Consider the following 14,854-nt stretch of genomic DNA (forward strand, 5'->3'; position numbering starts at 1 on the left):
CGGAGAATCGCATGATGTGGAAATAATTCACCGTTTACTTTATTTAAATCAAAATCTTATTTGATAATCCAGGCTGCGGATTCAAAGCAGCTTAAAAGCAATTCCGTAGCAAAGTGCTCCCAGTAATGTCGATAAGACGATACTGCGGGTTTTATAAAAACAGGCCGTCAACGTAATAAAGCCTACCAGCGTTGGCAGCAGTTTTTCGTGATGCGCGAGAATATCCGGTACGCTGGAAACGATCAGCAGCGCACAGATAGAGGCAATGCCGATGCTGTCCAGTATCAGTGCTTTTTTACCGCGCTGCAGTGAGCCGGAAGCGCGCGAAGCGCTCAGCCGGAGAGGCAGATAGCGGAAGAGGTAGTTCACCAACCCCACAATCAGTCCGATAAGAATGACTTCCGTACTCATGTGTTCACCTGTGACGTACCGTGGTTAACCAGCGACGCCAGACAGCCGCTGAGAATGCCGAGCAGTATTGCGGCTGGAATGGAGGAAAGCAGTAATCCCAGTAGCGCGCCGCCTAGCGCGCAGGCCACGACCAGACTTTGTTTGCGCTTGAAAGAGGCGAGTAAAAAGCTCAGGAAAAGCGCGGGTAACATGAAAGACAGCGCGGCTTCGACAGCCGGGTAGCCATCCAATGGGCCGTTGCCGAATACGGCGCCGATCACCGTGCCGAGCACCCATGAGAGCCAGGCGAGTAGTGATACGCCCATCATCCAGTTTTCTGACCAGCGTCGGTTATCTTTCGCCAGCCGGGTCGCGGCGGCGGCAAAGACTTCGTCCGTCAGGCCGAACGCCCAGAGCGCAGTCTTTCGGGTTGGCAGCCGTTGTGCAATGCGATGCCGTAACGCAGGCCCGTACAGTACATGGCGGACATCCATCGCCATGACGGTCAAGGCCGCCACCCAGATGGACATGCCTGCGCTGAGAAGGGCGGTGATGACGAACTGACTGGCGCCAGCGTAAATGATGCAGGAGAGAAAAATGCCTTCCAGCGGCGTAAATCCTAACTTGACGGCGTTCATGCCAAACGCGAATGCCACAGGCATGTAGCCGATAACTATCGGCAGACTGTCAAAGACGCCTTCGCGAAAAGACGCAGATTTTGTCGGTACCGATGATGCGGGTGTGGTTAATGTCTTCACTGGCCTGATATTTTTTGTACTTAAAGGAAATTAATCGATAACACTAGCAAAGCGTTACCGGAATTTCACGCTATTGCGAAACGGACGTGATGATTTTTGGTGTAATGGTCTCGGGCGGAACTTTCCCGGAGGAAACTTTCTGGAATGAGAAGGTTTCGACCGGGAGAGTGAGCAATGAGAAGGGCTACAGCGCCGCCATGGCTTCCTGTGTCTCGTGATGATGGCTGCGCCACCACACCAGCAGGTTCAACAGGCTGATAATGCCGCCTGCGGCACAGACGCCCAGCCAGCCCCATTGCTGGTAAGCCGAGGCAGAGAGAAGTGAGCCCAATGCGCCGCCGATGAAGTAGCTGGTCATATAGCCAGCCGTCAGGCGATTACGTGCTTCGGGCATCATTCGGTAGATTACGCTTTGATTGGTTACGTGCACGCCCTGAACCGCCAGATCCAGCACGATAATACCAATGAGCAGCGCCGCCACGGACTGAATACCGAGCGCGATAAAGCCCCATGAAAGCAAAAGCAGGATAATCCCCACGCTGGTGGTCGGCTTGGCTTTACCCTGATCGACCAGACGCCCGGCGCGGGAGGCCGCTAGTGCGCCCGCTGCGCCAACCAGCCCGAACAGGCCGATAACGCCTTCGGAGTAACCGTAGGGCGGTGAAGCCAGCAGGAATGCCATCGACGTCCACAGAATGCTGAAATTGGCAAAGGACAGACAGCCCAGAATAGCGCGCGTGCGCAGCAGCGGGGTAGTGGAGAACAGGCGGAAGATTGAGATCAGCAACTGTGGGTAGTTCAGCGTGCTTTGCTGAGGAATGCGCGGCAATGCCCGCCACAGAATCAGCGCCATGATAACCATCAGCGTGCTGGCAACCCAGTACACGGTGCGCCAGTCGCCGAGTGAAGCCAGCGCACCCGCGACGGTGCGCGCCAGTAGAATCCCCAGCAGAAGGCCACTCATAATCGTGCCGACCACTTTACCGCGCGTTTCTGGCGTCGCCAGCGTCGCGGCGAGAGGTACCAGCAACTGGGCGACAACGGAGAACAGCCCGGTTAACGCCGTACCGGCAATCATGATCCAGAGCGTGGGCGCGGAGGCGGTGAGCAGCATTCCGCCTGCGGCGAGTAACGTCATGCCGACGATCAGCGTTCGGCGTTCAAACATGTCCCCCAGCGGAACCAAAAACAGCAGGCCGACGGCGTAACCCAACTGTGCGGCGGTGACAATGAACCCCGCCTGATTGACGGAAAGCTCAAACACTCTGGCAATGGTTTCCAGCAGCGGCTGAGCATAATAGTTACTGGCGACGGCGAGGCCGGTCGCGACAGACATAATCAGAGTCAAAGATAGACTGAGCCCCGGTTGCGGCTGGGGTGATACAGCGTGTTGCGGAAGAGACATAGTGTAAACGTTAATATGATGTTAAAAGCAGAGGCTATAGTATCCGGCAGAGCCTAATGAGATACCAGAATATCTTTACGCTTCTTAAGTTTGTTTTGTTTTTAATGAGATTGATTTAGCTTATCGCCAACGTTATACGACTATCGACAGGGGACAGTATGTTTAAACATTATCGGGTGTTTAAGAAAAAAAGCGTCGCGGTATTAATGGGATGTGCACTTTTCCCAGCCGCCGCGCTGTGGTCGATGGGGGCACAGGCGGTAACTGCCGTCTACGTCTCTGCGGCCACTGACGGCGCAATCGACGCCTACACGCTCAATACCCAAAGCGGCGAATTGACCGCTACCGGGAAAGTGGCCGCAGGGGCGAAAGTGATGCCGATGGCCGTTAGCCCGGATAAATCGTTCCTCTATGCGGCCACGCGCGGCATTCCTTACTCGGCAGTGAGTTATAAAATCAATCCTAAAAGCGGGGCGCTAAGCCCGTTAGGTAAAGCGGAACTGCCGGACAGCATGGCTTACCTCTCGACGGATTTCACGGGCAAGTGGCTGTTCAGCGCCTCGTACGGCGGTAATAAAGTCGCGGTTAACGGCATTGATAACGATGGCAAGGTGAACGCGAGCGTGGTCACGGTGGTGCCAACGGGGGAAAAGGCACATAGCATTATTGCCGACCACAAAAATAAATTCGTCTTTGCCAGCAATCTGGGCAGCGATCAAATCGTACAGTTCCGGTTTGATGCGAAGACGGGCACGTTGACGCCGAATGAACCAGCGGAAATTAAACTGCCTGAAGGTAACGGGCCGCGCCATCTGGTGTTATCGCCAGATAATAAAACGCTCTATGTGAGTAATGAACTGTCTGGCAAAGTTGCGCGTCTGGCACTGGATGAAAAGACGGGGCAGCTTACGTTACTGGATTATACCGACACTATTCCGGCCGATGCAGGAATGCGAGCGGGAACGATGACGCCGGATAAAAATAGCACCGACAGTCGGCCGCAGATATGGAGCGCCGATTTACGTCTGACGCCAAATGGAAAATTCCTGTACGTATCTGAACGCACTAAAAGCACGATTACGCTGCTGCGGGTAGAGCCGAAAACCGGCCAGTTGAAATACATTACGCGCTACCCGACGGAAACCCAGCCGCGCGGTATGCAGATCGATCCGAGCGGGACATTCCTGATTGCCAGCGGTGAAAAATCGACGTCGCTGTCGGTGTATCGCATCAATCAGGATAACGGAGATTTAGTACGAGTCGGGCAATATCCGACCGGAAAAGGCGCGAACTGGGTCGAAATCGTTAACCTGCCGTAATTATCTCCCATCAATGAAAAACGCCCCTTTTCGCGAAAGGGGCGCTCGTCTACCGGTGATTATTTCGCGGCGTCAGCGGCGGTTTTCACCCAGCCATCAAACAGCTGCTGGTGGACTTTGATCCAGCCATCAACATGACGTTCGATATCCTGCTGTGAACCCTGGCCTTCATGCATACGCAGGTTCTGCGCATTCACGTCGGCAATCGGCAATTTCATGATGGCGAATAGCTTCGCCGCCGCCGGGTTTTTCTCTGCCCATGCCTTATTCGCGGCAATTCTCATGTTGTTAACCGGGAAGCCGTAGTCAGCCCCGTTGGGCAGTTTGGTGCTGATGCCCTTCATTTCTCCCGGTTGGGAAGAGAAAGGCACCTGCAACCAGACCACGTCCCGTCCCGGCACCAGCACATCACTCACCCAGTACGGCGTCCAGGTGTAGTACAGAATCGGCTTACCTTCCTTATAACGGGTGATGGTGTCGGCGATCATCGCCGCATAGTTACCTTGGTTATGCTCTACCGTGTTGGTTAAGCCATAGGCGGGAAGGTGGTGATTGATGGCCGCTTCACATCCCCAGCCTGGCGTACAGCCCGTCAGGTCGGCTTTGCCGTCGCCGTTGGTATCAAACAGCTTGGCGATTTTCGGATCTTTTAACTGCGCAATATTGGTAATTTTGTATTTTTCAGCCGTTTTCTTATCGATCAGGTAACCCTGAGCAGCACCGGAGACATATTCACCCTGACGGTAGAACTTCGCGTCCCCGCCTGCGGCTTTATATTGGTCGGCGTGTAGCGGATCCCAGTTCACGGCAATAAATGTCGCATCGCCGGAGGCGATTGAAGTGTAGGCCACGTTGTAGTCCACTTCACGCGGGGGTTGCACGTCATAGCCCAGCTTTTCCAACGCGCGACTGACTAGCAGCGTCTGGAACGTTTCCTCGGAAATAGTGCTTTGCACCGGAATAACGGAAATGCCTTTCCCAGGTTGTGCAGTGTCAGCGGCGTAAACTTGCGTGCTCAACAGTGTGGTCGTCAGGGCGGCAGCCCAAAGTGTGGTGTTACGCATCATGATTCCCTCTGTTTTTATCGTGCGTTACTGCTTGATGAAAGGACGGGTCAGCAGGCCAATCGGGCCGCTGGCGTACCAGCTCTTGTTGCCTTTGCTGCGGCGATCGCGTCCCAGAGATTGAGTCAGGCGGTCAAGAATAATCGCCAGAATAACAATCCCGACGCCGCCGACGGCAGCCAGACCCATATCCAGACGACCAATACCGCGCAGTACCATCTGACCCAGACCGCCCACGGCGATCATCGAGGCGATAACCACCATCGACAGTGCCAGCATCAGCGTCTGGTTAACCCCGGCCATGATGGTCGGCATAGCCAGCGGGAGCTGAACCTTAAACAACATCTGGCGCGGACTGGCGCCGAATGATTCTGCGGCTTCAATCAAATCGGCCGGCACCTGACGAATACCCAGAATCGTTAAGCGAATAATCGGCGGCAGGGCAAAGATAATCGTCACCACGACACCCGGCACGTTCCCGATACCGAACAGCATGACGATAGGCACCAGATAGACGAACGCGGGCGTGGTCTGCATGGCATCCAATAGCGGCCGGATAAACTTCGCGGCCCGTTCGCTACGCGCCAGCCAGATCCCCATGGGGAGCCCGATGAGCACGCAGAAGAACAGCGCGGTCAGCACCAGCGCTAAGGTGATCATGGCCTGTGACCAGGCACCAATCGCACCGATGGCGATCAATGACAGCAGCGTGGCGACACCCATTCCGAGGCTGGACATCTGCCAGGCAAGCAGTGAAAACACCAGAATGGCAATGGGGGCCGGCATCCCCAGCAGAAACTGCTGGAAGCCGCTCAGAATAAAATCGACCGGGACACGAACGCCCTGAAAAACCGGTCTGAAGTGCAGCACAACCCAGTCGATACCGTGAGTAACCCAGCTGTCCAGTGGGATCAGCGTGTCTTTAAACGGATCGAGCAGGTTGAAATGCTCGGGTGTCGCGGGAGCCGCACTGTTTAACCAGTCACTGCCGGACTGGGCAGCCTGATGGGCGGCATCGGCGGAACCATCAGGCGCTGGCGCGCTGCTCCAGGCATCACTGCCGTTAGTCGGTGCATTCTGTGCGGGCGCGCCGGTGGACCAGGGATCGCTCTGCGGTGCGCCGTCTGGCGTCGCGCTGTGTTGGGCTGGAGCTGAATCGGCAGGCGCGTTCTGTGTGCTGGTTGCCCACGGATCGTTCTGCTGCGCGCCATTGGCCTGCTCAGGCGCTGCGCTCTGGTCAGCCGGGTGAGATTGTGCCGTGGTGTTGTCCCACGGGCTGGATGTTGATTTACTCATGGGTCACTCCTTCCTTATCCAGTGCCTGTAGCAACATTCCTTTGGAAATGATGCCAATGTACTCATGGTTTTCGCCGACGACAGGAACGGCACAAGGAGCCTGTGCGACCTGAGAAATCAGCTCGTTGAGTGACATATCTGCGGGCACGGGAGCAGGTTCGGGCAGTAACGCCTGTTCCAGCGGCTGCTGTTCTTTCAGCGCCTGCTTCAGTGAATCAATCGACACGACGCCAATGAAGCGTTTTCCGCCTTCCAGCACATAGCCGTAATCACGGTCTTCGTCCTGAAGGATTTTCAGCGCAGAACGTGGGCCTACGCCGGGTGTTTTACGGATTAGGGTGACCGGGCGACGACGGGCGATATCTTTGGCGCTAAACACGTGGCTGATATCGACACCGCGGAAAAAGGTGCGCACATAGTCATTGGCCGGGTTATTCAGGATCTCATCGGGCGTACCGACCTGAATCACTTCACCGCCGTGCATGATGGCAATCCGGTCACCGATGCGCATCGCTTCATCCAGATCGTGCGAGATAAAGACGATAGTGCGTTGATGACGTGACTGGAGTTTGATCAGCTCATCCTGCATTTCAGTACGGATCAGCGGATCGAGTGCGGAGAACGCCTCATCCATCAGCAGGATATCGGGGTCGTTCGCCAGGGCGCGAGCCAGACCGACACGCTGCCGCATCCCGCCGGATAACTCATCCGGGTAAGACGCGGCGTAGGCTTCGAGGCCGACCTGCTGCAACGCATCCAGCGCTTTTTGCTCACGTTCCGCTTTCGGCACGCCAGCGAGTTCCATACCAAACGCGGTATTGCTGAGAATGTTCAGGTGTGGCATTAGCGCAAAGGACTGGAACACCATACTGATCTTCTTGCGGCGCACGTCGCGCAGCGCGGTATCGGATATCTGGGAAATATCCTCACCGTCGATCAGCACCTGACCCCGAGTGGGTTCTATCAGACGATTGAGAAGGCGTACCATGGTGGATTTGCCGGAACCGGATAATCCCATGATGACAAATATCTCGCCTTCTTCAATGGCCAGACTGGCATCTTTTACCCCGACAGTAAGCCCTGTTTTTTCAAATACCTGATCTTTGCTCAGGCCTTTATCAATCAGTTTAAATGCTCTGTCTGGGTGCTCGCCAAATATCTTATAAAGATTCTTTACTTCAAGTTTAATTGCCATGAAATTATTGTTTTCCTGTGTCGTTTATAATTCTATAACGTAGCCCTGATAATGATTAAACATAATCTACCCTACCATACTCAGATTCTGAGACAACCCTTTATTGCCTTTGCAAGGTTTCTCGTCAGGACAATATTAGTGATATCGGCAACGCTATTATTGCTGTCTTATCTTCATGATTTACGTGATTTTTATGTTTTTCGTTTTGAAGGGTAATTCTTTTTATAACAGTACGTTATCTGTTGGTTTTTACGTGGTTTATTCGCGGGTGATATAACCTTTTCTGATTATGAATAAACCGAGATTTATAGTGAATTTCACTAATGGAATAATATGATAAATAAGTCACAATTTTTGGCTTATAGACACCAAAATAGACCGACGTAAGTACATTTTTTACTTATGCTATCTGTCGGTATTTTATACAGTATAGCAAAGATATAATGGGTGAAATGAGAGTGTTAATTCTCATCAATAAATGGGAGTGTTCTGAATAATATATCTGTCATATTTAGGGAGTAACAACCATCGGTAAGTGGGGATTTTGAGTGTTTTTAAAAATTGCGAAGCAAAACCAGAAATAGAAATAAGGACATTGTCACAAGAAAGGTATTTTGGTTATCTGCTCATCTGATTTCTGCTAAGGAAAAGCTAAACGTGGTCACTTGGGAATACCATGATTTCGAAGACTATACAGGGAATGGTGAGTTGCTTATGCGTCAGTTTATCGTTGGTGGCATGGTATATGCCATTGGTTTCCAGAAACTCCAGTCAGCGGACGAATTGCTTAATAAAGGGATTGATGAGAAACATAACATCCCTGGTTTTCAAATGCCCCAGTCGGGTCTTTGGACGGTTGCTTTTGATAAAGTTGAGAATCAAGAGCGTTTGGAAGCTTATCAGCATGTTGAGCTCAATTCTGGGCAAATTCTAAAGGTGATTACGTCGGTTGCCAGAGCGATTTTTGACCACTACAATGTTTCCCGATCGGGGGCTTACTATTGGTGCGCAGCTCCCGACCTTTCAGGGAAAAGGAAAATCGATCTCGCGGATTTATATGATGGTTTACTGGGGTTAGCAGGGAAAAGCAGATTTAACATTCGTATCCCTGGTATGCAGTCATTTAATCGACTTGGTTCAGATAGGAGAAGCTATGTCATCCTCACACGATATTACGACGTTAAGTCTTCAGGAACAGGCATTTTTCGCCTTGGGGAAAAAGCTGCAAATGGCAGCGCGTGATGTGATAAAGCGTAAGCTGGCTTCTGGTGAATATGTGCTTATTGATGGCAAATATTATCTGGCCTCAGATGCTCCTAATTTGGCGGATAAGTAGATTAGTGGGAACTGAAACAAGCGCATAGATATTGCGCTTGTTTTCTTCATTGTTACTAACTCATCAGGCTGACGTGGGCGGCGACAATGCGCCAGCCTTCCGGCATTTTTACCCAGGTCTGCATTTGGCGGCCGATCTTCGTACTGCCTGCGCGGGTGAACTCCGTACTGGCGACGGCCATATCGTGGCCGTAAGTGGTGATGACCGTATTACGCAGCGTTCTGTCCAGACCGGCTGAAGGGCGAGCGAGGCGAAAAGCACGGATTTCCTCGATCCCGTACAGGTTTTCTCCCGCGCCGTAGCGCACCGTTTTTTCATCGTGCCAGAACAGCTCATCCAGCACCGCAATGTCATTTCCCGTTAGGGCTTTCTCGTAGCGATAGAACGCGTCGGTCACGTCGGCCAACACATCCGGCTGGTTAATATCGTCAGGCAACATATTTTCTTTCCTCATGAAGTATGACGGGTATAAGTTATGTTCTGCTGCTCAAGCGCCCACGCCGTCCGCAAGCAGAGGTCCTCGCGCCACGGTGCGGCAATAATCTGCACGCCTATCGGTAAGCCGTTGGCGGTCGCCACCGGCACCGTTACGACGGGCAGCCCGACGAAAGAGATCGGCTGTGTCAGCATGCCCATACTGGCGCGCACGGGCAGGTCGGTATCATTAATACGCAGGGTTTCCTGCCCGATGAGCGTGGCGGAGCAGGGGGTTGCAGGGGCGATCAGCAGGTCAGTATGTTCAAACAACGCCAGTGTCTGTTGGCGGAAATAGTTACGGAAGCGCTGTGCCTGCACATACCAGGCGGCGGGGATCATCGCGCCAGCCAGTAGCCGCTCACGCGACAGGGGCTCGAAGCGCTCGGGCTGAGTACGCAAGTCAGGCAGATACTGGTTCCCGCCTTCGCTGGCTGACAGAATAAAGGCAGCGCTGCGTGCCAGTGCGGCATCGGTTAGCGTCAGGCTCTCCTGTGCGCCCAGCGCCCGTGCGATCTGGCGCACGGCGGCGTTGGCTTCCTCGCTGGCCCAGGTAGAGAAATAGCCATCCAGCACCGCGTAGCGCAATCCCTCGCTGCCGATTTCCAACTGTGCTGCGGTATGCCGCGTTTCCTGATTAGCCTGAAAACGATCGTGCTCATCGCGACCTTGTAATGCATCGAACACTAATGCCAGATCGTCCGCACGCCGCGCCAGCGGGCCGATGTGATCGAGGCTGGCGACAAACGGGTGGCTACCGTGGCGTGATAAACGGCCAAACGTCGGCTTCAGCCCGAAAATACCGCACAGCGACGACGGCACGCGGATCGAGCCGTTGGTGTCGCTGCCGAGTGTGAAGTTAACCAGTCCGGCCGCGACCGCCGCTGCCGACCCGCCAGACGATCCGCCAGCGATGCGCTGTGTGTCGAGCGGGTTACGCGTGGGGCCGTAATGGCTGTTTTCGGTGGTAAAGCCATAGGCATAGGCGTCCATATTCAACATGCCGGACAGCAGTGCCCCCTGGTTGGCAAGTTGGCGGATGGCAAAAGCATCCTGCGTAGCGGGTGGGCGCTGGCTGAAAAGCTCGGCACCTGCCAGCGTGGTTTCACCGCTGACATCAAACAGGTTCTTGACGGCGTAAGGCACACCGGCCAGCGGCGGTAACGTTTCTCCACGTTGGCGGCGCGTGTCGATACATTCAGCCTCTGCCAGCATGCGTTCGCCGGTGACATGGGTGTAGGCATTGATGGTGGGATTGGCTTGCTCAATCGCGTCCAGCGTCTGCTGTGCCAGTTCTCTCGCAGAGAACGTGCCAACCTGCAAACCTTGTTGTATTTGCCGGATCGAGAGCGATGAGGACGCGCTTCTGGCGTATAAACTCATAACGTATACACCCCGGCAATCTCCTGATGCTCATCAAGAGGAAAAGCCATCAGCGGCTGCGCCATAGTATGAATACGGCTGAACTGCACAAGCAGCTCCTGACGCCGCTCCTGACTGAGTTGCAGCGCCAGTAGCGTTTCCATCTGTTGCAGATAGGCTGCCAGCGCATCGTGTTCGATCATCGTCATCCTGTTTTCTCCCGGTTAAATAAAAAACTAGAAACCTGCCGCGCTGCCGTTGCTGCGTGGATCGAACGCCCCTTCCAGCATGCCGTTGGTGTGTCGCACAATGGCACCGGCGTGGCCGACCGTTTCACTAAAACTGCCCAGCAGCTCGACGTCGTGACCTAACTGACGCAGGGCATCCACCGTGGCGGGCTTAAAGCGATCTTCGATCTTTAGCGTATCGGAGGCCTGTCCCCAGGTTCTGCCCAGCAGCCAGCGCGGAGCGGTAATCGCCTGTTGCAGCGGCATGCCTTGCTGGACGTGGCGGATGAAGAGCGCCGCCTGCGTCTGCGGTTGCCCATCACCGCCCATCGATCCGTAGACCATCGTCCGTCCGTCGGACAGGCGCGCGGCGGCGGGATTTAACGTATGAAAAGGCTGCTTACCCGGTTCTAACGCCAGCAGGTGCTCGGGATCGAGGCTGAACGAGGCACCGCGGTTCTGCCAGAGCACGCCGGTTCCCGGTAATACGACGCCGCTACCAAACTCATGGTAGATACTTTGAATGAAAGAAACGCACAGGCCACTGCTGTCGCAAACGCCCATCCAGACGGTGTCGCCGGGGCCTTTTCCTTCTCCCCACGGTAAGGCTTTGCGAGTATCGACCTGACGCGCCAGCGCGCCGAGCGCATCGCTTTCCAGCAGCGCCTGCACATCCTGTGTCATCAGACGAGGGTCGGTAATAAAGCGGTCGCGCAGGCCAAACGCCAGCTTGGTTGACTCGACAATGCGGTGAATTGTCTGGCTATCGTTCAGATCTTCCATTTCCAGACGATCGGTCAGGCCGAGAATGGCGAGCGACACCAGACCTTGCGTCGGCGGTGCGAGGTTATAGATGTCGCCCTTGCTGTGCTTGAGCACCAGCGGTGCTGTCCGTTTGGCGCGGTAATTCGCCAGATCGTCAGCCGTCAGCGGCATACCGATCAGCGCCATCTGTTTCGATAGCCGGGCGGCGACGGAGCCGCGATAAAAACTGTCCAGCCCTTCAATGCTGAGTGTCGTCAGGGTATCGGCTAGATCCGGCTGCGTGAAACGGCTGCCTGCGCGCGGGACATTCCCCTGCGGCATAAAGAGCTGGCTAAAGGCAGCGAAATCGCTCAGTTCGTGATAGCGCTGGGTAAGCGCGTCTTCCTGCGATTGCGTGACGGGAATACCGTCCGCCGCATAGCGGATCGCGTCAGATAACAGGCGGGCCAGCGGCATCGGGGGGCTGTCTGTTTCTTGTGAATAGGCCAACTCTTGTGAGTACGCCAGCGCTTCCTGCCAGCCGCCTACGGTGCCCGCGACGGTCAGCGCTGCTTTAGGGCCGCGATGCGGAATGTGGCTGTCGCCCTGATAGTATTCACGACAGGCCAGCGACCCGGCGGCACCGCTGGCATCAATGGCGACAGGGTCGCCGTGCGGTGGAACAATCAGCCAGAAACCGTCGCCGCCGATTCCATTCATGTGCGGGTACACCACGGCAATGGTTGCTGCCGCGGCGACCATGGCTTCAATGGCGTTCCCGCCTTCACGCAGAATGGCTAAGGCGCTGGCACTGGCTAAATGATGAGGGGCCACCGCCATGCCCAACGGGGCGGTATTGCTTTGCATCATGCCGGAATTCCTTTTTTAAATGTTATGTAGGGTGAGTGTTATTAACCTTAGCTTTAAGCAAACGGCGTTCCAGTTTTTTACTGCTGTGGAAAGTCCGTCTGCAGGACCGGAAGGGGTATCTGTATCATCCCGACAATCTTGTGCTATGTTCTGCGACATGAAACAAACGTTACAGCAAGCGCAATGGGTGAGAGACGATGATGCAAATAGATGAACGATTACGGGATCGCTACGGCGAACTTTCCCCGCAGGAACAGCGCGTCGCGGATTTCATCTTTGATCACTTTGACGATCTGATTAGCTACAACAGCGCCGAGCTGGCGCGGTTGAGCGGTGTTTCCAAGGCGACCGTCAGCCGGTTGTTCAAACGATTGGGTTACCCCAGCTACCGCGACATGCGCGATGAGCTCAGAACGCTGCGCCAGAGCGGGATGCCGCTGGCGGATAATCGCGATGCCGTGCAGGGCAATACGCTGCTGGCGCGGCACTACAAACAGGAAATGGCGAACCTGACGCAGTGGATAAACCAGATTGACCCTGTGCAGTTTGGCGCGGTGATTCAGGCGTTGATGCAGGGGCAGCGCCTGTGCCTGATTGGGCTACGCAATAGCTATCCGGTGGCGCTACACCTGCGCCAACAACTGCTCCAGATTCGCCAACAGGTCACGCTGCTGGCGCAGCCGGGGCAGACGCTCTCCGAAGAATTGGTTGATCTCACGGCGCAGGATGTCGTGATTGTGGTGGCCTTTCGCCGCCGTCCGCGCCTGATTCAGCCGCTGCTGGCGCAACTGCAAAAACGTGGCGTGCCCGTGCTGCTGCTGTGTGAACCGCAGGCCAGTGCGCTGATGTCGCTGGCAACCTGGTCATTGTGCGTTCCGCTGGACAGCGTCTCGGCGTTTGACAGCTATTCATCCGCCATGAGTTTGGTGAACGTCATCAGTAACGCGCTACTGCATGAAATGCTGCGTGACGGACGCCAGCGCATCCACCAGATCGCGGATCTTTATAGTGAACTGGATGAGCTTGAACAACGCTAATGGGGCGTTAACTTGGTGCTTTCGCACCTTAATGATGCGTTTTTAGGTTGGGTTTGTCTTCTGTTTCTTATTTTATACGAGCACTAACTATTCCTGCTGTTATCTGTTCATAGGCGTAAAAAATTATGATGAGAAATGTGGGGCATCCCGAATGAGCAGCATGGACGCTGCGAAAGCCTGTGCCGCGCCGGGAGCGCGTCACAGGCGGTTCGACAGGATGACACGCGTTTCGAATGTACCGCGTAGCGGCATAATTCACGCCGAAAGCCAGGGTTCGTAGGGCTGCGGCGATTGAGCAGCCCTACGTCGGGCGTGGTGCATGAGTTGCATAAATTATCTTTCTACAATCACGCCCGAAATTTTTCACCGATATCGCATACCTATACCCATATCCACAGCTATGCCATATTTCAGCACGATTCTCTGACCTTCTACGTTGTTCCTTATCGTCAAGGGTAACCACGTAATCTGGCATGCTCCTTGCTTAATATTTGTAACGATAGTTTCAGTATTTGTTTTTAAAGAATCTTTCGTTTCAATTACACTAACCGGGGGCAGAGACGATGTTGATCAATAAACTGGGCATCAAAAAAGGGTTACTGGCGGTGATGGGCGCGGCAATGTTACTGGTTCAGGCCGGTAGCGCGATGGCCGATCAGTTGCAGGATATCGAGAAGCGCGGTGTGCTGCGTGTCGCTGTGCCGCAGGATTTCCCACCGTTTGGATCGGTAGGGACGGATCTGCAACCGCAGGGATATGACATCGATATCGCCCGCTATCTGGCGAAAGAGATGAAACTAAAGTTGCAGCTGGTTCCGGTAACCAGCGCCAACCGCGTGCCTTACCTGCAAACCAACAAAGTTGACCTGGTGATCTCCAGCCTGGGTAAAAACGCCGAGCGTGAAAAAGTGATCGATTTCAGCCGCGCTTATGCGCCGTTTTTCCTCGGCGTATTTGGGCCGAAAGACAGCTCGCTGACATCGTCAGACGCGCTGGAAGGCAAAAGCATCGGCGTTACGCGCGGTGCGGTAGAAGACATGGTGCTGACGGATATCGCGCCGAAGGCCGCGCAGATTAAGCGCTACGAAGACAACAACACCACGCTGTCGGCGTACCTGTCTGGGCAGGTGGAGTATGTCGCCACCGGCAACCTGGTTGTCGCGGCTATCGCCGAGCAGAACCCGACGAAAGCACCGGTGGCTAAATTTATGCTGAAAGATTCGCCGTGCTACATCGGTCTGAAAAAGGATGAACCCGCGCTGAAAGCGAAAGTCGATGCGTTAATTGAGCAGGCGCTGAAAGACAATACGCTCAATACCCTGTCGGAAAAATGGCTGAAAGCGCCGCTGCCGGCCAGCATCAAGGCTTAACGGGAGC

General features: G+C 54.6%; 14 protein-coding genes. 4 read left to right on the top strand and 10 right to left on the bottom strand.

Annotation, left to right across the window (positions count from 1 at the left end):
* Positions 1 to 81 precede the first annotated feature (81 nt).
* The 3 genes from ygaH to WCT94_RS17025 all read right to left on the bottom strand — a co-directional run bounded on the left by ygaH (position 82) and on the right by WCT94_RS17025 (position 2,553).
* Positions 82 to 411 carry an L-valine transporter subunit YgaH gene (ygaH, locus tag WCT94_RS17015; RefSeq protein WP_336870547.1) on the bottom strand — a complete coding sequence of 110 codons (330 nt, stop codon included), beginning with the start codon at positions 409 to 411 and terminating at the stop codon, positions 82 to 84.
* Positions 408 to 1,148 carry an AzlC family ABC transporter permease gene (locus WCT94_RS17020; protein ID WP_336870549.1) on the bottom strand — a complete coding sequence of 247 codons (741 nt, stop codon included), beginning with the start codon at positions 1,146 to 1,148 and terminating at the stop codon, positions 408 to 410. Before WCT94_RS17020 ends, ygaH begins: the two co-directional genes overlap by 4 nt.
* A 184-nt stretch (positions 1,149 to 1,332) precedes the next feature.
* Positions 1,333 to 2,553: an MFS transporter gene (locus WCT94_RS17025; protein ID WP_336870551.1), complete on the bottom strand. Its 1,221-nt coding sequence runs from the start codon at positions 2,551 to 2,553 to the stop codon at positions 1,333 to 1,335.
* A gap of 158 nt (positions 2,554 to 2,711) precedes the next feature.
* Between WCT94_RS17025 and WCT94_RS17030 the strand changes: the two genes are divergently transcribed.
* Complete coding sequence (locus tag WCT94_RS17030) at positions 2,712 to 3,872, top strand: lactonase family protein (RefSeq protein WP_336870552.1); 1,161 nt, start codon at positions 2,712 to 2,714, stop codon at positions 3,870 to 3,872.
* Between the two features lie 59 nt (positions 3,873 to 3,931).
* Here the strand turns inward: WCT94_RS17030 and proX are convergent, their stop codons facing one another.
* From proX to proV, 3 genes are read right to left on the bottom strand one after another with little or no spacing between them, the layout of a single operon-like run.
* Positions 3,932 to 4,936: a glycine betaine/L-proline ABC transporter substrate-binding protein ProX gene (proX, locus tag WCT94_RS17035; protein WP_336870648.1), complete on the bottom strand. Its 1,005-nt coding sequence runs from the start codon at positions 4,934 to 4,936 to the stop codon at positions 3,932 to 3,934.
* Between the two features lie 27 nt (positions 4,937 to 4,963).
* The gene (gene proW, locus WCT94_RS17040; protein WP_336870554.1) at positions 4,964 to 6,232 is read right to left on the bottom strand and encodes a glycine betaine/L-proline ABC transporter permease ProW; all 1,269 of its coding nucleotides are present in this window, start codon (positions 6,230 to 6,232) and stop codon (positions 4,964 to 4,966) included.
* Positions 6,225 to 7,427: a glycine betaine/L-proline ABC transporter ATP-binding protein ProV gene (gene proV, locus WCT94_RS17045; protein WP_336870556.1), complete on the bottom strand. Its 1,203-nt coding sequence runs from the start codon at positions 7,425 to 7,427 to the stop codon at positions 6,225 to 6,227. The genes proW and proV overlap by 8 nt, the downstream gene beginning before the upstream one ends.
* 657 nt (positions 7,428 to 8,084) lie before the next feature.
* Between proV and WCT94_RS17050 the strand changes: the two genes are divergently transcribed.
* Positions 8,085 to 8,669: a hypothetical protein gene (locus WCT94_RS17050; RefSeq protein WP_336870558.1), complete on the top strand. Its 585-nt coding sequence runs from the start codon at positions 8,085 to 8,087 to the stop codon at positions 8,667 to 8,669.
* 149 nt (positions 8,670 to 8,818) lie between these two features.
* Here the strand turns inward: WCT94_RS17050 and hpxZ are convergent, their stop codons facing one another.
* Genes hpxZ through WCT94_RS17070 form a run of 4 tightly spaced genes read right to left on the bottom strand, consistent with a single transcriptional unit; the run spans position 8,819 to position 12,440 of the window.
* Entirely contained in the window at positions 8,819 to 9,202 is a 384-nt protein-coding gene (gene hpxZ / locus WCT94_RS17055) for an oxalurate catabolism protein HpxZ (RefSeq protein ID WP_336870559.1), read from the bottom strand.
* An 11-nt stretch (positions 9,203 to 9,213) separates the two neighbouring features.
* Positions 9,214 to 10,620 carry an AtzE family amidohydrolase gene (locus WCT94_RS17060; protein ID WP_336870560.1) on the bottom strand — a complete coding sequence of 469 codons (1,407 nt, stop codon included), beginning with the start codon at positions 10,618 to 10,620 and terminating at the stop codon, positions 9,214 to 9,216.
* Positions 10,617 to 10,808: an oxalurate catabolism protein HpxX gene (gene hpxX, locus WCT94_RS17065; RefSeq protein WP_180786463.1), complete on the bottom strand. Its 192-nt coding sequence runs from the start codon at positions 10,806 to 10,808 to the stop codon at positions 10,617 to 10,619. The genes WCT94_RS17060 and hpxX overlap by 4 nt, the downstream gene beginning before the upstream one ends.
* Positions 10,809 to 10,835: 27 nt before the next feature.
* A complete protein-coding gene (locus tag WCT94_RS17070; protein ID WP_336870561.1) occupies positions 10,836 to 12,440 on the bottom strand; it encodes a gamma-glutamyltransferase family protein in 1,605 nt (534 codons plus the stop codon).
* Positions 12,441 to 12,637: 197 nt separating this feature from the next.
* Here WCT94_RS17070 and WCT94_RS17075 point away from each other — a divergent pair, with 197 nt between their 5' ends.
* Both WCT94_RS17075 and WCT94_RS17080 read left to right on the top strand, forming a co-directional pair.
* Positions 12,638 to 13,477: a MurR/RpiR family transcriptional regulator gene (locus WCT94_RS17075; RefSeq protein ID WP_336870563.1), complete on the top strand. Its 840-nt coding sequence runs from the start codon at positions 12,638 to 12,640 to the stop codon at positions 13,475 to 13,477.
* 563 nt (positions 13,478 to 14,040) lie between these two features.
* Positions 14,041 to 14,847: a transporter substrate-binding domain-containing protein gene (locus WCT94_RS17080; RefSeq protein ID WP_336870565.1), complete on the top strand. Its 807-nt coding sequence runs from the start codon at positions 14,041 to 14,043 to the stop codon at positions 14,845 to 14,847.
* The last annotated feature ends 7 nt before the right edge of the window (positions 14,848 to 14,854 follow it).

The organism is Pectobacterium sp. 1950-15, assembly GCF_037136835.1.
In the GTDB taxonomy this organism is placed as follows: Bacteria; Pseudomonadota; Gammaproteobacteria; order Enterobacterales; family Enterobacteriaceae; genus Pectobacterium.

What these genes read in the sequence shown, in the direction of transcription:
- proW (WP_336870554.1), bottom strand. Translation starts at nt 6,232, where the DNA reads ATGAGTAAATCAACATCCAGCCCGTGGGACAACACCACGGCACAATCT.
- WCT94_RS17070 (WP_336870561.1), bottom strand. Translation starts at nt 12,440, where the DNA reads ATGATGCAAAGCAATACCGCCCCGTTGGGCATGGCGGTGGCCCCTCAT.
- ygaH (WP_336870547.1), bottom strand. Translation starts at nt 411, where the DNA reads ATGAGTACGGAAGTCATTCTTATCGGACTGATTGTGGGGTTGGTGAAC.
- hpxZ (WP_336870559.1), bottom strand. Translation starts at nt 9,202, where the DNA reads ATGTTGCCTGACGATATTAACCAGCCGGATGTGTTGGCCGACGTGACC.
- proX (WP_336870648.1), bottom strand. Translation starts at nt 4,936, where the DNA reads ATGCGTAACACCACACTTTGGGCTGCCGCCCTGACGACCACACTGTTG.
- WCT94_RS17060 (WP_336870560.1), bottom strand. Translation starts at nt 10,620, where the DNA reads ATGAGTTTATACGCCAGAAGCGCGTCCTCATCGCTCTCGATCCGGCAA.
- hpxX (WP_180786463.1), bottom strand. Translation starts at nt 10,808, where the DNA reads ATGACGATGATCGAACACGATGCGCTGGCAGCCTATCTGCAACAGATG.
- WCT94_RS17030 (WP_336870552.1), top strand. Translation starts at nt 2,712, where the DNA reads ATGTTTAAACATTATCGGGTGTTTAAGAAAAAAAGCGTCGCGGTATTA.
- WCT94_RS17075 (WP_336870563.1), top strand. Translation starts at nt 12,638, where the DNA reads ATGATGCAAATAGATGAACGATTACGGGATCGCTACGGCGAACTTTCC.
- WCT94_RS17080 (WP_336870565.1), top strand. Translation starts at nt 14,041, where the DNA reads ATGTTGATCAATAAACTGGGCATCAAAAAAGGGTTACTGGCGGTGATG.
- WCT94_RS17025 (WP_336870551.1), bottom strand. Translation starts at nt 2,553, where the DNA reads ATGTCTCTTCCGCAACACGCTGTATCACCCCAGCCGCAACCGGGGCTC.
- proV (WP_336870556.1), bottom strand. Translation starts at nt 7,427, where the DNA reads ATGGCAATTAAACTTGAAGTAAAGAATCTTTATAAGATATTTGGCGAG.